The 20860-nt window shown below is 65.8% G+C and carries 22 protein-coding genes and 1 tRNA gene; 9 read left to right on the forward strand and 14 right to left on the reverse strand.

The annotated features are described in order from the left end of the window. Nucleotides 1-7: 7 nt before the first annotated feature. The 5 genes from OXR00_RS06590 to gap form a co-directional block, all read right to left on the reverse strand. Nucleotides 8-568, reverse strand: a complete 561-nt coding sequence (locus OXR00_RS06590; protein WP_267387332.1) for a glutathione peroxidase — start codon at nt 566-568, stop codon at nt 8-10. A 105-nt stretch (nt 569-673) separates the two neighbouring features. Then, nucleotides 674-1570, reverse strand: coding sequence for a fructose bisphosphate aldolase (locus OXR00_RS06595; protein WP_267387333.1), 897 nt, complete (start codon nt 1568-1570; stop codon nt 674-676). A 57-nt stretch (nt 1571-1627) separates the two neighbouring features. After that, nucleotides 1628-2821 carry a phosphoglycerate kinase gene (locus tag OXR00_RS06600; protein ID WP_267387334.1) on the reverse strand — a complete coding sequence of 398 codons (1194 nt, stop codon included), beginning with the start codon at nt 2819-2821 and terminating at the stop codon, nt 1628-1630. Then, nucleotides 2821-3318 (reverse strand): MOSC domain-containing protein, encoded by a 498-nt coding sequence (locus OXR00_RS06605; protein ID WP_267387335.1) that lies wholly within the window; start codon nt 3316-3318, stop codon nt 2821-2823. Before OXR00_RS06605 ends, OXR00_RS06600 begins: the two co-directional genes overlap by 1 nt. Next, nucleotides 3318-4328 carry a type I glyceraldehyde-3-phosphate dehydrogenase gene (gene gap / locus OXR00_RS06610; RefSeq protein WP_267387337.1) on the reverse strand — a complete coding sequence of 337 codons (1011 nt, stop codon included), beginning with the start codon at nt 4326-4328 and terminating at the stop codon, nt 3318-3320. The genes OXR00_RS06605 and gap overlap by 1 nt, the downstream gene beginning before the upstream one ends. 166 nt (nt 4329-4494) lie before the next feature. Between gap and OXR00_RS06615 the strand changes: the two genes are divergently transcribed. The 4 genes from OXR00_RS06615 (at nt 4495) to OXR00_RS06630 (ending at nt 5974) form a co-directional block, all read left to right on the forward strand. Next, nucleotides 4495-4731 carry a hypothetical protein gene (locus tag OXR00_RS06615; protein ID WP_267387339.1) on the forward strand — a complete coding sequence of 79 codons (237 nt, stop codon included), beginning with the start codon at nt 4495-4497 and terminating at the stop codon, nt 4729-4731. Next, nucleotides 4731-5036 (forward strand): cell division protein ZapA, encoded by a 306-nt coding sequence (locus OXR00_RS06620; RefSeq protein ID WP_267387341.1) that lies wholly within the window; start codon nt 4731-4733, stop codon nt 5034-5036. Before OXR00_RS06615 ends, OXR00_RS06620 begins: the two co-directional genes overlap by 1 nt. 189 nt (nt 5037-5225) lie before the next feature. Further along, nucleotides 5226-5771, forward strand: coding sequence for a 5-formyltetrahydrofolate cyclo-ligase (locus OXR00_RS06625; protein WP_267387342.1), 546 nt, complete (start codon nt 5226-5228; stop codon nt 5769-5771). Continuing rightward, entirely contained in the window at nt 5768-5974 is a 207-nt protein-coding gene (locus tag OXR00_RS06630) for a DUF2842 domain-containing protein (RefSeq protein WP_267387343.1), read from the forward strand. Before OXR00_RS06625 ends, OXR00_RS06630 begins: the two co-directional genes overlap by 4 nt. A 103-nt stretch (nt 5975-6077) precedes the next feature. Here the strand turns inward: OXR00_RS06630 and OXR00_RS06635 are convergent. Together OXR00_RS06635 and OXR00_RS06640 are read right to left on the reverse strand one after the other, a co-directional pair. Next, nucleotides 6078-6154 (reverse strand) — tRNA-Asp (locus tag OXR00_RS06635). A gap of 45 nt (nt 6155-6199) precedes the next feature. Next, entirely contained in the window at nt 6200-7372 is a 1173-nt protein-coding gene (locus OXR00_RS06640) for an AI-2E family transporter (RefSeq protein WP_242151780.1), read from the reverse strand. A gap of 218 nt (nt 7373-7590) precedes the next feature. Between OXR00_RS06640 and OXR00_RS06645 the strand changes: the two genes are divergently transcribed. Then, nucleotides 7591-9339: a chloride channel protein gene (locus OXR00_RS06645; RefSeq protein ID WP_267387344.1), complete on the forward strand. Its 1749-nt coding sequence runs from the start codon at nt 7591-7593 to the stop codon at nt 9337-9339. A 394-nt stretch (nt 9340-9733) separates the two neighbouring features. Next, a complete protein-coding gene (locus OXR00_RS06650; RefSeq protein WP_267387345.1) occupies nt 9734-11356 on the forward strand; it encodes an FAD-dependent protein in 1623 nt (540 codons plus the stop codon). Between the two features lie 217 nt (nt 11357-11573). On the opposite strand, the gene OXR00_RS06655 is transcribed toward OXR00_RS06650, so the two are convergent. From OXR00_RS06655 to OXR00_RS06665, 3 genes are all read right to left on the reverse strand, one after another. Then, nucleotides 11574-11915, reverse strand: coding sequence for a transferrin-binding protein-like solute binding protein (locus OXR00_RS06655; protein ID WP_267387903.1), 342 nt, complete (start codon nt 11913-11915; stop codon nt 11574-11576). A 6-nt stretch (nt 11916-11921) separates the two neighbouring features. Then, nucleotides 11922-12548 carry a hypothetical protein gene (locus OXR00_RS06660; RefSeq protein WP_267387346.1) on the reverse strand — a complete coding sequence of 209 codons (627 nt, stop codon included), beginning with the start codon at nt 12546-12548 and terminating at the stop codon, nt 11922-11924. 115 nt (nt 12549-12663) lie between these two features. After that, the gene (locus OXR00_RS06665) at nt 12664-13989 is read right to left on the reverse strand and encodes a hypothetical protein (protein ID WP_267387347.1); all 1326 of its coding nucleotides are present in this window, start codon (nt 13987-13989) and stop codon (nt 12664-12666) included. Nucleotides 13990-14221: 232 nt separating this feature from the next. On the opposite strand from OXR00_RS06665, the gene OXR00_RS06670 reads away from it, so the two are divergent. Next, nucleotides 14222-15040: a shikimate 5-dehydrogenase gene (locus OXR00_RS06670; protein ID WP_267387904.1), complete on the forward strand. Its 819-nt coding sequence runs from the start codon at nt 14222-14224 to the stop codon at nt 15038-15040. Nucleotides 15041-15044: 4 nt separating this feature from the next. Here the strand turns inward: OXR00_RS06670 and OXR00_RS06675 are convergent, their stop codons facing one another. Continuing rightward, nucleotides 15045-16028, reverse strand: a complete 984-nt coding sequence (locus tag OXR00_RS06675; RefSeq protein ID WP_267387348.1) for an SDR family oxidoreductase — start codon at nt 16026-16028, stop codon at nt 15045-15047. 168 nt (nt 16029-16196) lie between these two features. Here OXR00_RS06675 and OXR00_RS06680 point away from each other — a divergent pair, with 168 nt between their 5' ends. Then, entirely contained in the window at nt 16197-17372 is a 1176-nt protein-coding gene (locus OXR00_RS06680) for an MFS transporter (protein WP_267387349.1), read from the forward strand. On the opposite strand, the gene OXR00_RS06685 is transcribed toward OXR00_RS06680, so the two are convergent. Further along, on the reverse strand, nt 17369-18226 hold the full coding sequence (locus OXR00_RS06685; RefSeq protein ID WP_267387350.1) for an EamA family transporter: 858 nt from the start codon (nt 18224-18226) through the stop codon (nt 17369-17371). The two genes, OXR00_RS06680 and OXR00_RS06685, sit on opposite strands and share 4 nt — an antisense overlap. Nucleotides 18227-18372: 146 nt before the next feature. After that, the gene (locus OXR00_RS06690) at nt 18373-19137 is read right to left on the reverse strand and encodes a 2-keto-4-pentenoate hydratase (RefSeq protein WP_267387351.1); all 765 of its coding nucleotides are present in this window, start codon (nt 19135-19137) and stop codon (nt 18373-18375) included. A 128-nt stretch (nt 19138-19265) separates the two neighbouring features. Between OXR00_RS06690 and OXR00_RS06695 the strand changes: the two genes are divergently transcribed. Continuing rightward, on the forward strand, nt 19266-20303 hold the full coding sequence (locus OXR00_RS06695) for a LacI family DNA-binding transcriptional regulator (protein WP_267387352.1): 1038 nt from the start codon (nt 19266-19268) through the stop codon (nt 20301-20303). A 242-nt stretch (nt 20304-20545) separates the two neighbouring features. Here OXR00_RS06695 and OXR00_RS06700 read toward each other — a convergent pair whose 3' ends face one another. Next, complete coding sequence (locus tag OXR00_RS06700; protein WP_267387353.1) at nt 20546-20764, reverse strand: hypothetical protein; 219 nt, start codon at nt 20762-20764, stop codon at nt 20546-20548. Nucleotides 20765-20860 lie beyond the last annotated feature (96 nt).

Below are 20860 nucleotides of genomic sequence, written 5' to 3' on the forward strand. Positions count from 1 at the left end.
CGGCGCCCTAGCGCGGTTGATCCTGCTTCGCCAGTTCCGCTTCGATCGCCGCAACCAGCGCGGGATCGTCGGGAGCGGTCGACGGAGCGAACCGTGCCGCGACCGTCCCATCGCGGGCGACGAGGAACTTCTCGAAATTCCACAGCACTTCAGGTGCTTCGGTCGGTTGCATGCCATAGCCTCGCAAGCGCTGACGGAACGCTGCGGGGTCGCCCGCCGCCTCCGGCGCGGCGGCGATCAGCGCGGCGTAGAGCGGGTGTTTGCCCGGACCGGACACGATGATCTTCGCAAACATCGGGAAGTCGACATCATAGGTGGAAGTGCAGAAATCCGCGATTTCAGCGTCGCCACCAGGCTCTTGCCCGCCGAAATCATTGGCGGGAAAGCCCAGCACCTTGAAGCCATGGTCGCGATACTGTCGGTAAAGTGCCTCCAAAGCTTCGTATTGCGGGGTCAGTCCGCACTTGGAAGCGACGTTGACGACCAGCAGAACGTCGCCCGTATAGTCGGCTAGGCTGGTGTGGCGGCCGTCGATCGTTCTGACTGGAGTCTCGAGCAACATGGTCATCGGGCTTCCCTCATGGCGTAATCACACGATGCCGACGCGCGCCATCAGGCGGGGAGCGGGCGGCAACGCGCCCTCCCCGCCTCGCTAACGTCAGGCTACAACTGGCTACGCGACTTTATGAACCGACGCTTCGTAGATTTCATCAATCGCGGCAGACAACGCGGCGTCAAATTCCGCGTCGCTCATCTGGTGGCGCAGGTCCGACAGCAGCGCGCGGCTGAAGCTCGCGATCATGCCGGGATTCTTGGCAAGCTCCGCGCATGCTTCGGTACGGGCATAGCCGCCCGACAGCGCGACAACGCGCAACACGCGAGGGTGATCGACCAGCGCGCCGTACAGACCGGCCCGCTCGGGCAGCGACAGCTTGAGCATCACCTTATCCTCGCCCGGGAACGCATCGAGCGCTTTCAGCAGTTCCTCGACCAGCATCACCTCGGCCTCGGCGCGCTCCGGGCTCTTGATGTTGAGCTCAGGCTCAAGGATCGGCATCAGCCCGCCGGCGATGACCTGACGGCCGATCTCGAACTGCTGCTTGACGATCGCGGCGATGCCCTCGCGGTTGGCGAGGTTCACCACCGAGCGTTCCTTGGTGCCGAACACGTTCAGCGCCTTGGATCGCGCCAGCAGCGCGTCGAGATCGGGCATAGGCTTCATCAACTGCACGCCGTTGGCCTCGGCCTCCAGCCCCTTGTCGATCTTGATGAAGGGAACGATGCCGCGTTCGATCAGTGCGGCGGGCGCGGTCTTGCCGTCGATCTGGCCGTCCATCGTGCGTTCGAACAAAATCGCGCCGATCACCTTGTCGCCGGTGAAACTCGGCGCGGTGATGATGCGGCTGCGCATGTCGTGGATCAGCGCGTACATCGCGTCATCGCCCGCATACGATCCCTCGGCGATGCCGTAGCCGGCGAGTGCCTTGGGCGTGGACCCGCCGCTCTGGTCGAGGGCGGCGAGGAAGCCGTGGCCGGCGGCGATCTTGGCGGTCATGTCGGCGGTGTTCATGGCTGTTCCACTTCCAGTTCGTATTGCAGCGCACGGGCGCCGGATAGGTCGGTCGCGTCAGCGCGCGAGGGCCGCGACGCCGGGCAGATCCTTGCCCTCCATCCATTCCAGGAAGGCGCCGCCCGCGGTCGAGACGAAGGTGAAATCATCGCCTGCCCCAGCCTGGTTGAGCGCGGCAACGGTATCGCCACCACCCGCCACCGACACGAGCGAACCGCCCACCGTCAGCGCCGCCGCCGTGCGCGCCAGCGCGACCGTGGCGGCGTCGAACGGCGGCGTCTCGAACGCGCCGAGCGGGCCGTTCCACACCAGTGTCCGGCAATTCTTGAGCACATCGGCGAGCGCCTCGACCGCCGCCGGACCGACATCGAGGATCATCTCGTCCGCGGCGACCTCGTGCACGTTGCAGGTCCGCAAGCTTGGCGGGTTGGGCGCGAATTCCTTCGACACCACCACGTCGTAGGGCAGATGGATCGTGCAGTTTGCGCTGTCGGCAGTGGCGAAGATCTCCTCGGCGGTGCCGACCAGGTCGTGCTCGCACAGCGACTTGCCGACATCGACTCCGCGCGCGGCGAGGAAGGTGTTGGCCATGCCGCCGCCGATGATGAGATGATCAACCTGGGTGACGAGGTGCTTGAGCACGTCGAGCTTGGACGACACCTTGGCACCGCCGACCACCGCCGCAACGGGATGTTCGGGGTTGCCCAGCGCCTTGTCGAGCGCGTCGAGTTCGGCCTCCATCGCGCGACCGGCGAACGCGGGAAGGACGTGCGCCAGCCCCTCGGTCGAGGCGTGCGCGCGATGCGCGGCGGAGAAGGCGTCGTTGACGTAGACATCACCGAGCTTGGCGATCATCGCGACGGTTTGCGCGTCGTTCTTTTCCTCACCCGCGAAGAAGCGGGTGTTCTCCAGCACCGCGATATCGCCGGGCTGCATCATCGCGACCGCATCTTCCGCGCCGTCCCAGTCGACGAAGCGCACCGGACGGCCGAGCACCTGCGAATAAGGCCGCACCACCATCGCCAACGACATGTCCGGGTTGCGCTGCCCCTTGGGGCGGCCGAAATGCGCGAGGACGAGGACGATCGCGCCCTTGTCCGCCAGTTCGCTGACCGTTGCGAGCGTTGCGCGCAGGCGGGTATCGTCGGTGACGGCACCATCCGCCATCGGTACGTTGAGATCCTCGCGAACCAGCACGCGCTTGCCGCGCACGTCGCCCATATCGTCGAGCGTCTTGAAACTCCGAGCCATTATCGCACCACCTCGATTGTATCGCCTATCGTGATCCGCCCTTCGGAGACGACGCGGGCGCAGACGCCGCCGCGCCAGTCGGGCAGCAACGCCGCCTTCAGTCCGGGGGCCAAAGCTTCCATCCGCTCGCACGGGTCGGTCTCGCGGGTGATCTCCAGCACCACGTCGGCGCCGATCCTGAGCAGCGTGCCGGGCACCTGCGGCAGATCGAGCGTATCGACCAGCAGGTTGGAGCGCCGCGCCGTCCAGTCATGGCTGTGATCGACCTCGGCCATCGCCGCCGCCCAGTCGATCCGCTCGATCAGCGTGACCTGCCGGCGATAGGGCTTGCCCTTCATCGCGCCGCGAAAATCGCCGACGATGCCGCCCGCCAGCGTTACATCGGCATGGTCGATCGCCTCCATCGCGCCCTTCGGAAAGGCATGGCGGGCGATCCCGGCGAGCGTACCCGTCGCCCCGATGGCGACCGTAGACACCATCGGGGCGACGCGGCTCATCAGATGAACTTCGCCATCGCGCCGGCGGTGTCGATCATCCGGTTGGAGAAGCCCCATTCGTTATCGTACCAGCTCACCACACGGACGAGCTTGCCGTCCATGACCGCCGTCTCCAGGCTGTCGATGGTCGACGAATACGGCGTGTGGACGATATCGATCGACACAAGAGGCTCGTCCGAGAAGGCGAGGATGCCCTTGAGCGGGCCGTTCTCCGACGCGTCCTTGAGGATCTGGTTGATCTCCTCCTTCGTCGTGTCGCGGCCCGGCATGAAGCTGAGGTCGACGAGGCTGCCGTCCGGCACCGGCACGCGGATCGCCGAACCGTCGAGCTTGCCCTTCAGTTCGGGGAGAACCTCGCCCACCGCGCGGGCGGCGCCGGTGGTGGTGGGGATCATCGACATCGCGGCGGCGCGGGCGCGGCGCAGATCGGGGTGGATCTGATCGAGGATCTTCTGATCGTTGGTATAGGCGTGGACGGTCGTCATCAGGCCGCGTTCGATACCGACCGTGTCGTTCAGCACCTTGGCGACCGGGGCGAGGCAGTTGGTGGTGCACGATGCGTTCGAGACGATGGTATGGCCAGCCTCGAGCTTGTCGTGGTTGACGCCGTAGACGACGGTGAGGTCGACGTTCTTGCCGGGTGCCGAGATCAACACCTTCTTCGCGCCCGCATCGATGTGCTTCTGGCAGCTCGCCTTGTCGGTGAAGAAGCCGGTGCATTCGAGCACGATGTCGACGCCGAGTTCAGCGTGCGGCAGGTTGGCGGGATCACGCTCGGCAGTCACGCGGATGTGCTTGCCGTCGATGACGATATCGTTGCCCTCTGCAACGACGGTGCCGGGATATTTGCCGTGCACGCTGTCGCGGCTGAACAGCCACGCGTTCGACTTGGCATCGGCGAGATCGTTGATCGCGACGAGTTCGAGCCCGGTGTCGGCACGTTCCATCAAAGCGCGCGCCACGAGGCGGCCGATCCGCCCGAAACCGTTGATCGCAACCTTAACCGTCATAGCCGTGCTCCTCGTCGCCGGGGCGGAGGCGTCCTGCCAGTGCAGCAGGCGGTCGCGCCCGATTCCCGTGTTTCGCGGCGGTCTTTGCGGTGGGCGGAGGCTGGCGTCAACCGGGGCGCGGCAATTCCAATATTGTCCGACCGGCCATGCGTGCTATCGCCGCCTCATGGCAGATGAAACCACCCCTGCCGCGATCGAACGGATCGAACGCGCCATCGCCCGTATCGAAACCGCGGTCTCGGATCGCGAACGCGCAAACGCCGCGCTCGCCGAACGTCACGAAGCGCTGCGTGAGCGTATCGAGAACGCGATTCGCGATCTCGATGCGGTGATCGCGGGCGAATCCGTCGTCGATGAGTCCAGCGTCAACGACGATGCCGCTCACGAGAATACGGTAGACTGATGGCGGAGGTTTCGCTGTCGATCGGCGGTCGCAACCACATCGTGGCATGCCGCGAAGGCGAGGAAGCGCACCTGCGCAAACTGGGCGCATTGCTGGATTCGCATTGGGCGGACGCATCACGCGCGTCGGGCGGGATGAGCAACGAGCGCACCATGATGTTCGTGGCACTCCTGCTCGCCGACGCGCTGGATGAGGCGGAACGGCGGCCGCCGGCTGGGTTCACCGAATCGCAGGCGCTGACCGGCGTCGCCGAATGGCTTGAGGAGCTTGCCGATGCTCTTGAGAAACCCGCGCGGAACGCCTAGATTGCTCCGTGGCGGGCACTGCCCGGTACGAGCCTTACCGAACATCCCTGAGGCGATTATACTTCCTAGGGGGTTGTCCCTGCGCTGGCCCTGGCCTGTCGTACATGATCCCCACCTGATGCTAACGGCGTCAGAGGATATTCAGGCAAACGGCCACGGCGGTCCCGCCACCTTCCGCCCGGTGTGCCCATGACGCTCGACAAGCGCGCGCTGCGGGCGCGGATGCGGTCTGCGCGGGATGCGTTCTTCGCCACCTCGCCGCCCCGGATCGAACCCGGCGAGGCGTTCACCGTCCTGCTCTCCCATGCCGCCACCGTCGCTTCCTATGTGCCGATCGGTAGCGAGGCCGACCCGATGTTTCTCGCGCGCGCCGCCGTTGAGCGGGGCTGCGCGATCGTACTGCCGCACGTCACCACCCGCGCCGAGCCGATGCGGTTCCTCGCTTACGATGCGGAGGACGATCTCGCGCCCGGCCCGTTCGGGTTGCATCAGCCGCACCACGCCTCCCCCGCACTGGCGCCCGACATCGTGCTGACGCCGCTGGTCGCGTTCGACCGCGCCCTCAACCGGCTCGGCCAGGGCGCGGGCTATTACGATCGCGCTTTTGCCGCGTTTCCACACGCAGTGCGAATCGGCGTGGCGTGGAGCGTCCAGCAAGTCGATATGCTGCCCGCCGACCCGTGGGACATGCCGCTTCACGCGGTCGCCACCGAACAGGAATGGATCACACGATGACACCGACGTGGCGCAAACCCTTCGGCATGTTCGTAATCCTGGCGCTGATCCTGGTGTGGGTGGTGATCGTCGCGAGTTTCTCGGGCGTGGTGGCGCGGTGGCAGCCGCTGCTCCAGCTCGGCTTCTACGGCGTGACCGGGATGATCTGGATCGCACCGCTCAAGCCGCTGCTGGCGTGGATGGAGACCGGGCGCTGGCGATAGCCGCCGCGCCGTTTGAGCCTACGCACGAACGATCGCGGAAGAGGCTAATTGCGGCGATTACGAGACCCCACTTCGATGCGCCATCCCTGATAAAACAAAGGGATGGCGCGAGTGACGGGGCTCGAACCCGCGACCTCCGGCGTGACAGGCCGGCGCTCTAACCAACTGAGCTACACCCGCTTGAGAAGCGTGAGGCGCGCCAACTAGGTCAGCGCTTCGGGGCTGTCAACCGACTTTCCCATGACTTTCTTCGTCAGCGTCTTTTTTGTTGTTCGGCGCATGCGCCATCGCGCCGTGTTCGAACAGGAAACCGGCGATATCCGGCTTGCCGACCGCGCCCAGCACGGTCTGCAGGATGATGAGCAGCGGCACCGCCAGCAGCGCGCCCGGCGTGCCCCACACCCAGCTCCAGAAACTGATCGAGATGAGGATCAGGATCGGGCTGATCGTCAGCCGCCGCCCGACGATCATCGGCGTGATCGCATTCGCCTCGACGAGATGGCAGCCCAGCATCAGGATCGCGGGGAACACCGCCGCCCAAATATCGCGGAACGTCATCAAGCCGCCCAGCCCGAGCAGCAGCACCGCCGCGATCGGTCCGAAATACGGCACGTAATTGAGCAAGGCGACAATGCCGCCCCACATCAACGGGTACGGCATGCCCATGACCCACAACACGCCGGACACGACCAGCCCGAGCGTTAGGTTGATGAGCGTGATCGTGCCGAGATAGGCGGCGGTATCGTCGACGACATGCTGGATCACCCGCGCGGTCGCCATAGCACCGCCGAAGCTGGTGCGGCTGGTGATCGTGCGCCGTCGCAGCCGGGTCCAACCCGCCAAGAAGAAAAAGATCACCAGGATGCCGAAGAACACCTGCACGATCGCACCCGGCGCGGAGGTGGCGGCGAATTCTAAGATCGAGCTCGGCGGGGTCACCGCGGCGGTCTGCGCGGTACGCACCGGCCCCGGCGCGGCGAGATGCCGCACGGCGCGGTTGAGGTAGCTCTCCAGGCTCGAATACAGGTCGATCAGCGGCGCGATGTTCATCTGGATGCGGTCGATCCGCTCGGGCAGCTTGCGGAAGAACTCCACCGCCGGCACCACGATCGCCGCCAGCGCGATATTGGCGGCGAGTACGAACAGCACGATGCAGATCAGCGCCGCCACCGCCGAGGGCATGCGGCGCCGCTCCAGCCATTCCAGCACCGGCACCAGCGCGATGGCGATCACCAGCGCTGCGGTGGTCGGCAGGAAGAACTCCGCCCCTGCCTTCAACGCAAACGGCAGCGATACGGCAAGACCGATGCCGGCGAACAAGGTCAGCGTGGCGAGGATACGGTCACGCCGCATCGCCAGCACCAGCATCATCTCGTCCGGATCGGAGACGGCGGGTATCGGTGAGAAGCCGCCAACCGGCAGCGACACGCGCGGCTCGTTAGCTGACAGATCCACGCCCGTGTCGTTCACCCGCAAAGCTCCTGTACCGAGAAGAGCGGACCCTAGCGGCATTCCCCCTGCTTGCAATCGGCGCTACGGGGCGAAATGGCCGATTACACCGAAGCGATGCTCCTGCCCTGCGCTGACGCACCCCGCGCTGTCAGCGCGCGCGGCTGATGTCGCTGCGGCATCGTCTCGTTCGCCCTGCCAACTGGCTGCGACGGCGGCTGCGGGCGAGCGAGGCGGCATTCGTGGTGCTCGCCATCGGCATCGGCGGCGCGGCCGGCGCGCTGAGCGTTGTGCAAGGCGCGATCGCGCGGACGCTGCAACACTGGTTCTTCGCACTCCCCGGCACGTCGCGGCTCAGCGCACAACCCGGCCTGTCGCTCGGCACGCTGATCGTGCTGCCGATCGGCGGCGCGGTGCTGGCGCTGTTCACGCTGGCGACACGCGCGCGCAGGCGGGCGATGGTCGATACGGTGGAAGCGAACGCGCTGCACGGCGGGCGGATGGGAATCGCCGATAGTTTTGTGATCTCCGGCCAGACGATCCTGTCCAACGGTTTCGGCGCGTCGGTTGGGCTGGAGGCGGCCTATGCGCAGCTTGGCGGCGCTGTCGCCTCGTTGACCGGCGGCCTGCTCAATCTGCGGCGGCCGGACCTGCGCAATCTGGTCGGCGCGGGCGCGGGCGCGGCGATCGCGGCGGCGTTCGGCGCGCCGCTCGCCGGTGCGTTCTACGCGTTCGAAATCGTGATCGGCGCCTACACCCCGTCCGCGATCGCGCCGATCGCGGCGGCGACCCTGTCGGCGGTGCTCGTGTCGCAAACGCTCGGCGCCCATCCTTACGTCGTCGAAGCGGCATCGGGCGCCGCAACCGAGACGCATCACTACATCGCATATGCCGCGCTCGGCGCCACCTGTGCGGGGATCGGCATCGTGCTGATGCGGTCAGTCGCGTCGCTGGAACAGGGCGTGCGGCGGCTGCGCATCCCCGATTGGGCGCGGCCCGCGATCGGCGGCGCGCTGCTGGTGCCGATCGCGCTGATCTCGCCGCAGGTGCTGTCGGCCGGACACGGCGCGCTGCACAACGATCTGATGGCGGGCACCAGCATCCGGTTCATCGCGATGATATTCATCTGCAAATGCCTTGCCTCGATCGTATCGCTGGGCTTCGGATTTCGCGGCGGGCTGTTCTTCGCCTCGCTGTTCCTCGGCACGCTCGCCGGTACGCTGTTCGCGACCGCGCTGACGGCGGTGGCCGGGTTCCAGATCATCGACCCGCACAATGCCGCGATCGTCGGGATGGCGGCGCTTGGCGTCGCGGTGATCGGCGGACCGATGACGATGGCGATGCTGGTACTGGAGGCGACGCACGATTTCGGGCTGACCGGCGCCGCCATCGCCGCGTCGCTGGTCTCCTCAACGATCGTGCGCGAACTGTTCGGCTATTCGTTCTCGACGTGGCGGCTCCACCTGCGCGGCGAAACGATCAAGAGCGCGCGCGACGTCGGCTGGGTCAAGACGCTCACCGCCGGACGGATGATGCGCGGCGAAACCCGCGAGACGCCCACCACTACGACCATCGCCGAGTTCCGCCGCCGCTTTCCGCTGGGATCGGCGAGCAAGGTGGTGCTGATCGACGGGAAGACACACTACGCCGGTATCGTGCGCACACCTGACGCATATGGCGAAGCGCTCGACCCGGCGGCGTGCGTGGCAAGCGTGGCGGTCAACACCGATGCCGCGCTGAAACCCGACATGGACATCAAGCAGGTGATGACCGCGTTCGACGCGAGCGGCGCGGACGAACTCGCCGTGCTGGCGGCAGACCGCACCGTGCTGGGTGTCCTGTCGGAGACCTACGTGCGGCGGCGCTACGCGGAGGAACTGGAGAAAGCGCAGCGCGAGCTGTTCGGCGAGCGGTGATGAGGCGATGTCGGGTGATCGTGCAAATGGAAAGTCGGCTTGAGGCGCGAAAGGACCAGAGCGGACGGTTAGGCATGTCGCGCCGCATGCATGCGCATGGTCCCGAGAACGCATAACGCGACGGCGAGCGCAACCGTGAACCACGCGAACGGCCGGTCCACGTGAAAGAATAACTTATCAGTAGCGACCGCCCCCCAGAGCAGTCCCGTGCCGATGTAGACGTATGCCTGCTTACGCTTAGTCAGCATTCTCTCGATCCCGGAGTGACTGCTTCCAGGATGCGGCGTTTTCTGCACGGGTGGCAAGGTCTTTGCGAAAGCAGACAACCCTATACGCACATCGCGTAAGCCACATCGATTTGGCGGATCGTCCACGAGGCTGTAGAGGCGCCACGATGATCCGTCTCTCCGGCCTGTACCTTCCGCTCGACCACGCACTCGAGGCGATCGCGCCGGCGATCTGTGCACGGCTCGGCATCGCGGCCGCCGATCTGCGTGGCTATACGCTGTACCGGCGTGGCAACGATGCGCGGCGGCGGAATGCCGTGCAGCTTGTCTACACGTTCGACGTTGACCTCGATGGGGAGGACGCGGTGCTGGCGCGGCTGGTCGGCGACAAGGACGTGCGGCCGACGCCGGACATGGCCTATCGCCCGCCCGTCACCGCGCCGGTGGCGTGGAGCGGCACGCGGCCGGTGGTGATCGGCGCGGGGCCGTGCGGGCTGTTCGCCGGGCTGATCCTCGCGCAGGCCGGGTTCCGCCCGATCATCCTCGATCGCGGAAAACCGGTGCGCGAACGCACCAAGGACACCTGGGGGCTATGGCGGCGCGGGCAGCTTGACCCCGATTCCAACGTTCAGTTCGGCGAGGGCGGCGCCGGCACTTTCTCCGACGGCAAATTGTATTGCCGGGTGAAGGATCCGCGCTTCCTTGGGCGCAAAGTGCTGGAGGAGTTCGTTGCCGCAGGCGCGCCCGACGATATCCTGTGGGAAGCGCACCCGCATATCGGCACCTTCCGCCTCGTCACGATGGTAGAGAGCATGCGGCGGCAGATCGAGGCGCTGGGCGGCGAATATCGCTGGCAGACGCGCGTCGACGGGCTGGAGGTGGAACGCACCAGCGACACGCACCAGCGCATCCGTGGCCTGCACCTCCATGACGGCAGCTTTCTGGAGGCGGATCACGTTGTGCTCGCGGTCGGCCACAGCGCGCGGCCGACGTTCGAGATGCTGCACACCAGCGGCGTGCATATCGAGGCCAAGCCGTTCTCGATCGGCGTGCGCATCGAGCATCCGCAAAGCTGGATCGACCGCGCGCGGTTCGGCGCGTGCGCAGGCCACCCGGACCTTGGCGCGGCCGCGTACAGCCTGTCGCACCACTGCGCCAACGGGCGTACCGTCTACAGCTTCTGCATGTGCCCGGGCGGGCGCGTAGTGGCCGCGACATCGGAGGAAGGCCGCGTCGTCACCAACGGCATGAGCCAGTATTCGCGCGCCGAGTTCAACGCCAATTCCGGCCTCGTCGTCGCGATCGACCCGGCGCGCGATTACCCTGGCGGTCCGCTCGCCGGGATAGACTTCCAGCGGCACTGGGAGTCGCTCGCCTATGTGGCGGGCGGATCATCGTACCATGCGCCGGGGCAGCGCGTCGGCGATTTTCTCGCCAAGCGCGCTTCAACCGCGTTGGGTACGGTAACACCCTCCTATCAGCCGGGCGTGACGCCGACCGATCTCGCCGCCTGCCTGCCCAATTATGCGATCGAGGCGATGCGGGAGGCGCTACCGGTGTTCGGCCGCCAGATCGCCCGCTACGACGACCCCGATGCGGTGATGACCGGCGTGGAGACGCGCACCTCCTCGCCGATCCGCATCACGCGCGGCAAGGATCTCCAGAGCATCAACACCGAGCGGCTGTATCCAGCCGGCGAAGGTGCCGGTTACGCCGGCGGCATCCTGTCGGCGGCGATCGACGGTATCAAGGTAGCGGAAGCGGTCGCGGCGAGCATCGCGGCTGGTTAGGCGCTTAGGTGCGTCGATTGGGGAGAGCGGCGACAGTGGTCGAAAACTGACACAGCCCCCCCCCCAAAAAATCCTCAAAGAGAGACAGTTAAGACCGTGTCCCAAAGTCATCACTGATGTCTGTAAGCAAACAACACTAATAGAGGGCGAACACCACTGCCGCGCGACAGCTATCATCCTAATATTTCATGATTCTTAAAATTCCGCGCGAGTCTAATTACTGAACGACCGCATAGCCGATTACATTACCGCCGTTGAACATCAGCGCCAGCTCCCTTCCACCCGGGCCGTAGAAAGCTCCTTCGAAGGTTCCGGTCACGTTCTGGTTAAGCGTTCCATACACCCGCCCGGTCAGCGGATCGATTGTCCCAGTGAAGCCAATCATCATGGTGCCATAGTCGCCAGATATCGATGTCGTTCCCTCGACAGTGTGACGATCGAAGTCAATAGTAAAAGTAGTGGCTTTCCCCGAGTCGGAGGTGCTTAATGCTGCTTTGCTGGCACCAAGATAGTACACTGTCGACAATCCCGAACGCGTAGCTTTACCGGATGTCTGCAGATCACTTTAGATAGTTCGTGCCCCGAACAAATAATAATGAACAAAACCTCGTGTATTATTGGCCGTATAAGAGAATTGTTTCCAGAGGGCAAAACCTGAGTAAACTGACGGCACGTAATTACCACTGCTGTTAATACTAACGCGCAACGGAGATCGATCAAATGAAGAGTTTGTCGAGTATACGGCCGTGCCGTTAGCGTCGTAGGATATCGGGATCAATCCGCCTTGGTAGGAGCCGTCATCCCAATGATCGTAAACAAAAGGATCCGTCTTCTGAACGGCAGGTTGTGCCGTTAATAAGCTACCATTGTATCTGACTTTGTAACCTCTGTCAGCAGAAGTGTACTCAAACCCAACTGACGAATTTTCCTGCTGGGGAGAGTCGACGGTGAAGACGGCTCCACCGACTGAATAGGTCTGCGTCATGCCAATCGCGTCGAAGCTGCGATCCCGGCTAAAGTCAGAGGCAGCGGTGTAAGCCACAGTTGATGTAGGCGTGGGCGTGGGCGTGGGCGTTACCACCGCAGTTGGAGCGCCCGCGTCCGACAAAGAACTATCGCCACCGCATGATGCCAACGCCATCAACGGGATGATCAAGGAGTCTTGCAGTCGTAAACCCGAAACTCGTTGCATGGCCTGCCCCATTGTTGCTCAATAGTAAAACATGACCTTGGCGAGTTAAATGCAGCATTTCAAGTTACTGTTTCACGTTCCTTGATGGACCTGCTGGGCAAAAGCGTCCATCCGCCTAAGCAACATTTACGCTAGGCATCTTCCAGTCACGCCGCAGCAGCAGCGCGATCGACCAGCCTGCCAGCAGGATCAGGAACGGCATCGCTGGGTAATGATAGCGAACCTGCCCGGTGAAGCCGAATGCGGTGAGCGTCACGAACGCCGGCATGCAGCCGAGCAGCAGCAGCGGCGCGCGCGCATTGTCGCGCCGCCACAGCGCCGGCGCCGCGAAAGCGAGTGCACCGAAGCCGAACAGCAGCAGCCCCATGTAATAGAGCTGGTTCACGGCCTGCGCGGCGGTGACGGCGAGCCCCATTCGCGGGTAGCTCGAGTCGATCCCCCACAGCCCGTCGCTGTCCTTGCGCCACAGCAGCATCACCTTGCGCCCACCCAGCGCCAGCCAGCGCGCGGGATGATCGATGATCCAATTCTTGGCGAGCGCCTTGAAACGCTGATCGAGTTCGACCTGGCGAACGAGGTGTTCGCGATAGGGAATGCCGACGCCGGTCTGGTCCCAGATCGGCGTGCGTTCCCATTCGTACCAGTCGCCGGTCGCGCGGTCGTTGGCACCGTAATACAGTGCGATGCCGCCATTGGTGGAGACGGGAATGAAGCTGCCCATCTGAACGGCGTTACGGATGCTCCACGGCAGCACCACCGCCGCGAGCGCGAGATACACCGGCAGCACAGCTCGCACCGCACCACGCCAGCCGAAATCCTTGAGGCACACCGCCATCGCGATCAGCGCGCCGACCGGGAACAGCATCGCCTGCGCCCGCATCAGCGTGGTCAACCCGAACAGTGCGCCCGCGCCGGCAAGGCTCCACCAGCGCCCCCGCCCCGCGATCAGCGCGGCGAAGGCGGCCATCAGCAGCGCGGTCGACACCGTCTCCGAAAAAGGCTGGCCGGTATAGGCGATATGCGCCGGGTACAGCGCGTAAAGCAACGCGGCGATCCGCACGCCAAGCGCCCCCATACCGAGCAACGCGCCAAAACGGAACATGAGGGCAAGGATCGCGGCGGCACCGGCGAGGTTCAGCGCGATCGGTCCGAACGTGCCCGGCCCCACCACCAACATGCTGCCGGCGAGCGCGGCCGGATACCCCACCGGCCAGAAGGCGGTCGGCCGGCCACCTTCCTGAAAGCCCATACCGCGCGCCATTTCACCGGCACGGTCCATGTACCACAATCCGTCCGACATCGGCTGTTGCGGCACCAGCACGAGTAGGAGCAGGCGCAACACGAGCGCGAGCGCAAAGATCGCCGGCACCACCCACGCCGCCTGTTCTACTGTTACGATCCAGCCACGCCGCGCCGATACCCCCATCGTGCTTTTGCCCACCGCCCGGTCCATTGCCGCCCCCACTTCGCCATCCGCACGCCAGCAACCAGAGCCGTGCGCGTCCGCAAAGCCCGCAGCGTAGCGAAACAGCGTTAATGGAACGCAATGATCACAACCGGAGGTTAGCATTGCTGACGCCCGTCCGGTTTCGGCACGCACGATGACAACCGTGGCGTCGTGGCGATCGGCCCGATATACGCGTCGCTCCCGCTTTGTCCCGAGGTCCGCCATGATGAACAAGACGACGATCGGGCGCGATACCACGCTGTGCATGTCGCTGGCGGCGCGGCCCGGCACGTTCGGTTCGCGCTTTCACAACCGACTGTATGAACTGCTCGGGCTGGATTACGTCTACAAGGCGTTCACCACCACGGACCTTCCCGGCGTGGTCGGCGGCATCCGCGCGCTCGGCATCCGCGGCAGTGCCATCTCCATGCCATTCAAAGAGGCGGTGATCCCGTTACTCGACGGGTTGGACGCGTCCGCCGCAGCGATCGACAGCGTCAACACCATCGTCAACGATGGTGGCCGGCTGACCGGCTTTAACACCGATTACAGCGCGGTGCGGACGTTGCTGGGCGACAGCGGCCTTGCGCCGATGCCGTTCGTGCTGCGCGGGTCGGGCGGGATGGCGAAGGCGGTTGCGGCGGCGTTGCGCGATGCCGGCTTCACCACCGGCACGATCGTCGCCCGCAATATCGTCGCGGGTCAGGCGATCGCGCGCACCTACGCATTCGACTGGCGCGCGGAGCTTGGCGATACCGGTGCCGACCTGCTCGTCAACGTCACGCCGCTCGGCATGGCCGGTGCGGACGCGGATGCGCTCGCCTTTCCGCAAACGATGATCGCTGCCGCAAAGGCGGTGATCGACGTGGTGGCGCTGCCGGCGGAGACGCCGCTGCTGAAGGCCGCGCGGGCGGCGGGCAAACCGTGCATCACCGGCGATGCGATCGGGATGCTGCAGGCGCTTGAGCAGTTCGTCCTCTACACCGGCATCACCCCGACGGCCGAGCAGGTCGACATCGCCGCCGCCTTCGCGCGCGGCGGCTGAGGGTTTACGCCACGCCGGTGCCGCCGTTCGCGCTGAACAGGCTGCCAGTGGTGTAGCTGGTGCTGCCATCGGCCAGCGTGACGTACAGCCCGGCGAGTTCCGCCGGCTGGCCGGCGCGACCGAGCGGCGTGTCCTGCCCGAACTTGTCCATCTCGCCCGGCAACTGCCCACCGGCGACCTGAAGCGGCGTCCAGATCGGCCCCGGCGCGACCGCGTTGACGCGGATGCCCTTCGACGCGAGTTGCTTGGCGAGCGCTTTGGTGAAGATCAGGATACCGCCCTTGGTGGTGGCGTAATCGAGCAGTTCCTTCTCCGGGCTGACCGAATTGACCGAGGCGGTATTGATGATGCACGCGCCGGGTTTCATCATCGGGATAGCCGCCTTGCAGATGTGGAACATCGCGTAGAGATTGGTCTTCATCGTCCGGTCGAACTGTTCGAAGCTGATCTCGTCGATCGACGCCTTTGATTGCTGATAAGCGGCGTTGTTGACGACGATGTCGAGCCCGCCCAGCGCCTTCGCGGCACGCCCCGGCAGCGCATCGCAGAATGCGGCGTCGGTCAGGTCGCCGGGGATCAGCTCGATCTTGTGGCCTTCGCCGCGCAGCAGCTTGGCGACATCCTGCGCATCGGGCTCCTCGGTCGGGAAATAGTTGATCGCGACGGCCGCGCCCTCGCGTGCGAAGGCGATCACCGCGCCGCGCCCGATCCCGGAATCTCCGCCCGTCACCAGCGCCTTGCGCCCGGCGAGCCGCCCGCTGCCGCGATAGCTCGTTTCGCCGCAATCGGGTACCGGGTGCATGTTGCGCTGAAGCGCGGGCCAGGGCTGTTTCTGTTCCGCAAACGGCTCGGTCGGGAAACGGTTGATCGGGTTGGGCGCGGGTCTGGCACCCTGAGCGGCACCGGCAAGCGCGGGAGCAGCGGCGAGGCCGGCACCGGCGACGGCGGCGCCCTTCAGCATTTCGCGGCGGGTAGTGCTGTCTGTCATGATCGCTTCCTTGGCAGGCACGGGCAGCGAGCGGGTGGCGCCTGCCGCCTGCCCACCTGAAAGTCTCGCGGTTCAACGGCTTGGCCAGCGCGGCGTTCCTGCATTTGCGCGCCTCCTGATCTCGATCAAAACGATTTGCGGCGGCCGATCCGGTGCTAAGGAGCCGTCATGACGCATGACGCTACGACCAAACCCAAACCGCTCGGCCAGACACTCACGCTGGCGATGGCGGTGGCAGCCGGCGTGGGCGTGGCCAACATCTACTATAACCAGCCGATGCTCGGCATCATGGAGCGCGACATGCCCGGCACGGCAACCGCGCTGGTGCCGACCGCAACGCAGGCGGGTTATGCCGCCGGACTGTTCCTGCTGGTCCCGCTCGGCGATCTGGTCGAGCGCAAACGGCTGATCCTATTGCAGTTCCTCGCACTTGCCGCCGCGCTGGCGCTGACCGCGATCGCGCCGAACGCAGCCTTGGTCGTCGCCGCGTCGCTACTGGTCGGCGTTGCGGCGACGGTCGCGCAACAGATCGTGCCGCTCGCCGCGCACCTTGCCGCGCCCGAACGGCGCGGGGCGACTGTGGGTACAGTGATGGCCGGGCTGCTGTGCGGCATCCTGCTCAGCCGGACGCTCGCCGGGTTCGTGGCAACGCACGCCGGCTGGCGGGAGATGTTCTGGCTGGGCGTGCCGATGGTGCTGGCGGCAGCGGGTGCGATGTGGGCGATGCTACCGCGTAGCATGCCAGACGCGACGCTCGGCTACGGCGCGCTGTTGCGGTCTTTGGGTGGGCTGTGGCGTGAATATGGAGCGCTACGGCGTGCGACGATCACGCAGGCGCTGCTGTTCGGTGGGTTCAGCGCATTCTGGACGATCCTGGCGCTGCGACTCCAGCAACCCGCCTTTCATCTCGGCGCGGACGTGGCGGGGTTGTTCGGCGTGATCGGCGCGGTCGGCGTGCTGGCCGCACCGCTCGCCGGCCGGGTCGCCGACAAGCGCGGCCCCAGGCCCGTGGTGGCGATGGGGGCGGTGCTGGCGCTGGTCGCGTGGGGGCTGATTGGGCTGTGGAACAGCGTGGCGGGCATGGTGGCGGGCGTAATCCTGCTCGATTTTGCGGTGCAGTGCGCGATCGTCTCCAACCAGCACCTCGTCTATGCGCTGAACCCGGAGGCGCGGGCTCGGCTCAACACGATTTTTATGGGCGGAATGTTCATCGGCGGCGCGATCGGATCGGCGGCGGCGAGCGTGGCGTGGCATGCCGCCGGCTGGCCGGCGGTGGCAGCGATCGGCGCAGGCTTCGCGCTGATCGCGGTGGTGATCCAGTTAGTCGGGCTGGCGCGACGCTAGACGCGGCGGGTGGCGGACAGTGCGCTGCCGGCGGCGGCGGTGATGATGCACAGGATCGCGCACCATTGCAGCGGGCTCAGCACCTCGCCCAGCACGACGAACCCGGCAAGCGCGGCGACGGCGGGCGACGCGCTGACGAGGATGCCGAACACGGCGGCGGGGACGCGGCGCATCGCCTCCATCTCCAGCGAATAGGGCAGCGCACTCGACAGCGCGGCAATGGCGAGGCCGGTCGCCAGCACCGACGGGCTGAGCATCGCGGTGCCCGAGGCGGCGAGGCCGACCGGCAGCGTGAAGGTGACCGACACCAGCATCCCCCACGCCACCGCATCGCGGCCGAGCGTGGCGGAAACGCGCTTGCCGTAGATGATGTACAACGCCCAGCACCCCGCCGCGCCCAGCGCGAAGGCGATCCCGACGGGGTCGAGCCGGTCATGCGCGCGCAGCGGCAGGAGCAGAACCAACCCGCAGACCGCGGCGGCGAGCCATACGAAATCCGCCCTGCGCCGCGATGCCGCCAGCACGAGGCCGAGCGGCCCGATCACCTCGATCCCGGTGGCGATGCCGAGCGGGATGCGCGCGAACGCCTGATAAATCAGCAGGTTCATCAACCCGAGCATCGCGCCATACGCGATCAGCGCGGGCAACAGCGCACGCGGCACGCGCCGCCGCCATGGCCGGCGCAGCGCCATCAGCAGCACCGCCGCAAGGGCAACGCGCAGCGCCGTCATGCCGAACGCGCCGACCACGGGGAACAGGTGCTTGGCGACGCTTGCGCCAAGGTTCATCGACGCTTGTGACCCGAAGGCGGCGGCGATGCCGATCAGCGTGGCGTTACGATCGGGTGCAGGCATGGTGCGCGCCATAGCCTGCGCACGCCGCCTTTGCCCGCGCTTTTACCGTTCGACCGTCAGCGTTACCGGCCCGATCAGACCGGGCGCACGCGGCAGTGCATCCGGCGCGACGTGCCGCTGCGCTCCGCGCTGTCACCCCCGTGCGCTTAACGCGCGGTGATGCCGCACGCCACATCCAGCCGCCCGCCAAACCGCGCCACGACCCGATCCCCTACAGCGACCGGATGCACCCCGGTCACCGCACCGGTCGAGATCCATTGCCCCGCCCCGACCGGAATACCCCGCGCCGCAAGCAGTTCGAACAGAAAGCGCGCCGCGCCGAACGGGCCGTCCAGCATCGTCGCGGTCGTCGCGCTGCCAATCAGCGTGTCGTTGATCCACAGCTCCACGGGCCAGACATCAAGGTCGAGATCGCGCCAGCCTTCGATGGCAGCGCCGACGATCAGCCCGTTGTTGTTGCCGAAATCCGACACGGTGACGGTCGGGCCATGATCGTTGATGCCCGGGAACGGCGAACTGGCGATCTCGATCCCGACATGCACGGCATCGATCAGGGCAGCCGCCTCCGCGTGGCTGTAGCGGGTTTTGAGCGGATCGGGCGCAGTTCCGATCCGCAACAGGAACTCCGCCTCCGCCGCGCCGAACCCGTCGGCGAAGATCGGCATTGCCACATCGTCGCCCGCGTCCACGACGTGATCGGAAAAGATCGGCCCGGCGAGCCGGTCTGTTCCGTCGAACGGGGGGCTGATCTTGCCAACCTTCCAGCCGGCGATGCGCGCGTCGGATAACGCGATCGCACGATCCTGCACGCCATACGCCTGCCCGAGCGATTCGGGGATCCGGCCAGGAAAGTCGGGCAGCGCGAGCCTGGCGCGGCGCGCGTCCGTAAAGGCCCGGGCAATCAGTTCCACATTGGAGTCCGGCGACACTATCGGCCTTTCGGTAAAGCTTATGCGTCGCGCCACTACCGGAAACCGGTGTCAAGGACAACCATCTCGCCGAGGCTGGCTCGCGCTCGTTTCCGCGACTATGCTGGGCCATGGAGAAGACCGGACAACCAACGATCAACGACGTCGCGCGGGTCGCCGGCGTCTCGAAGAAAACCGTCAGCCGCGTCATCAACCGGTCCCCGCTGCTCAACGAGGATACACGCCGGCGCGTCGAGGAGGTGATCGGCGACCTTGGCTACATCCCCAACCCGCAGGCGCGCGCGCTCGCGCTGGGGCGCAATTTCCTGATCGGGCTGGTCCACGACAACCCCAATGCGCAAACCGTCATGAACGTGCAGCAGGGCATGCTGGAGGCTGTATACGACACCGAGTTCGAGATGGTGGTACGCCCGCTCAATCGCGGTTCGGCGACGATGTTGCAGGACTTGCGGCACTTTCTTGAGCGGCAGCGGCTGTTCGGCGTGCTGCTGATGCCCCCGATCAGCGAGAACGACGCAATCGCACAAATCTGCACCGACATCGGCTGTCGCTATGTGCGGATGGGGTCGGCCGAACTCGACACCGACGACCACATGGTCGCCTCCAACGATCGCGACGCGGTGCGCGAGGCGACCAAGTACCTGATTGCGGAAGGGCATCGTCGCATCGGCCTGATCGCCGGCCCGCACGGCTTTCGGTCCGCGCGGGAGCGACGGCTGGGGTTCGAGGATGCTTTGCGCGATGCCGGCATCGCCCTTCCCCGCAGCATGATCGCGGACGGCAATTACCAGTTCGATTCCGGTCTGGTCGCGGCCGACCGGCTGCTCGATCTGGTGCCGCGACCGACCGCAATCTTCTCCTGCAACGATGAAATGGCGGCGGGCGTGATCCACGCGGCGTGCCAACGCGGTCTCAGCGTGCCGCGCGACCTTTCGGTGATCGGGTTCGACGACACGCCGATCGCCGCGCATATGTGGCCGCCACTGACGACAGTGCGCTGGCCGATCGCGACGATGGCGCGATCCGCCGCGCTGAAGCTGATCGCTGGCGTTACCGAGCAGACCTCCGACGATCAGGTGCGCGAACCGTCGCTGTTCCGCTCGACGTTGATCCGTCGCGGTTCGGTTTCGAGCCCGGCTGCGGATTGACGGCCCATGCCCGCGCGACATGACACTGTATCGTCGACGCCGTCGATATTTTGGCCCTCGCAGCGATCAGACCGCCGGATGTGACATCGGCTCAGACAACCTTATGGCCGGTGTTCCCTGATGCACAAACGGGTCCCCAGCGCAGCGCCGCGCCGTTTATCGTAAGTACCCGATCGCAGGCGATCGAGGCGATTGCGCTCCGGCGAAATCCGTTTGGGGCGCCGCACCACGTGGGTGGGTGTTTAGCGCAGATTGTCCTTGTCGCGCGTCACCACCCACGACGCGACCGACAGCATCGCCAGCAACGCCGGATACAGCATTTTGCCGCGCAACGCGTGCCGGAACCCAGCCGGCTCAGGCCGCGGCGCGGGATGGAAACCCACCGGTCGAAAACCCGGCGATTGATCGTGCACGCGGAGGCCCGGCAAGACGGGGGCGACAGGGGACTCGACGTTTGACATAGGGTTTCTCCGCGACGTCGCCATCCTATAATACCCGCCCTTTGCGCTTCCGTTAACATGCGGCGCAATCCACCGGAATGGATCTTACCACACGCA

The sequence above is a fragment of the Sphingomonas sp. GC_Shp_3 genome (assembly GCF_026540945.1).
Lineage (GTDB): Bacteria > Pseudomonadota > Alphaproteobacteria > Sphingomonadales > Sphingomonadaceae > Sphingomonas.

What these genes read in the sequence shown, in the direction of transcription:
- OXR00_RS06625 (WP_267387342.1), top strand. Translation starts at nt 5,226, where the DNA reads ATGACGCTCGACAAGCGCGCGCTGCGGGCGCGGATGCGGTCTGCGCGG.
- OXR00_RS06605 (WP_267387335.1), bottom strand. Translation starts at nt 3,318, where the DNA reads ATGAGCCGCGTCGCCCCGATGGTGTCTACGGTCGCCATCGGGGCGACG.
- OXR00_RS06660 (WP_267387346.1), bottom strand. Translation starts at nt 12,548, where the DNA reads ATGCAACGAGTTTCGGGTTTACGACTGCAAGACTCCTTGATCATCCCG.
- OXR00_RS06645 (WP_267387344.1), top strand. Translation starts at nt 7,591, where the DNA reads ATGTCGCTGCGGCATCGTCTCGTTCGCCCTGCCAACTGGCTGCGACGG.
- gap (WP_267387337.1), bottom strand. Translation starts at nt 4,328, where the DNA reads ATGACGGTTAAGGTTGCGATCAACGGTTTCGGGCGGATCGGCCGCCTC.
- OXR00_RS06630 (WP_267387343.1), top strand. Translation starts at nt 5,768, where the DNA reads ATGACACCGACGTGGCGCAAACCCTTCGGCATGTTCGTAATCCTGGCG.
- OXR00_RS06595 (WP_267387333.1), bottom strand. Translation starts at nt 1,570, where the DNA reads ATGAACACCGCCGACATGACCGCCAAGATCGCCGCCGGCCACGGCTTC.
- OXR00_RS06620 (WP_267387341.1), top strand. Translation starts at nt 4,731, where the DNA reads ATGGCGGAGGTTTCGCTGTCGATCGGCGGTCGCAACCACATCGTGGCA.
- OXR00_RS06695 (WP_267387352.1), top strand. Translation starts at nt 19,266, where the DNA reads ATGGAGAAGACCGGACAACCAACGATCAACGACGTCGCGCGGGTCGCC.
- OXR00_RS06670 (WP_267387904.1), top strand. Translation starts at nt 14,222, where the DNA reads ATGAACAAGACGACGATCGGGCGCGATACCACGCTGTGCATGTCGCTG.
- OXR00_RS06650 (WP_267387345.1), top strand. Translation starts at nt 9,734, where the DNA reads ATGATCCGTCTCTCCGGCCTGTACCTTCCGCTCGACCACGCACTCGAG.
- OXR00_RS06680 (WP_267387349.1), top strand. Translation starts at nt 16,197, where the DNA reads ATGACGCATGACGCTACGACCAAACCCAAACCGCTCGGCCAGACACTC.
- OXR00_RS06700 (WP_267387353.1), bottom strand. Translation starts at nt 20,764, where the DNA reads ATGTCAAACGTCGAGTCCCCTGTCGCCCCCGTCTTGCCGGGCCTCCGC.
- OXR00_RS06600 (WP_267387334.1), bottom strand. Translation starts at nt 2,821, where the DNA reads ATGGCTCGGAGTTTCAAGACGCTCGACGATATGGGCGACGTGCGCGGC.
- OXR00_RS06590 (WP_267387332.1), bottom strand. Translation starts at nt 568, where the DNA reads ATGACCATGTTGCTCGAGACTCCAGTCAGAACGATCGACGGCCGCCAC.
- OXR00_RS06685 (WP_267387350.1), bottom strand. Translation starts at nt 18,226, where the DNA reads ATGCCTGCACCCGATCGTAACGCCACGCTGATCGGCATCGCCGCCGCC.
- OXR00_RS06675 (WP_267387348.1), bottom strand. Translation starts at nt 16,028, where the DNA reads ATGACAGACAGCACTACCCGCCGCGAAATGCTGAAGGGCGCCGCCGTC.
- OXR00_RS06615 (WP_267387339.1), top strand. Translation starts at nt 4,495, where the DNA reads ATGGCAGATGAAACCACCCCTGCCGCGATCGAACGGATCGAACGCGCC.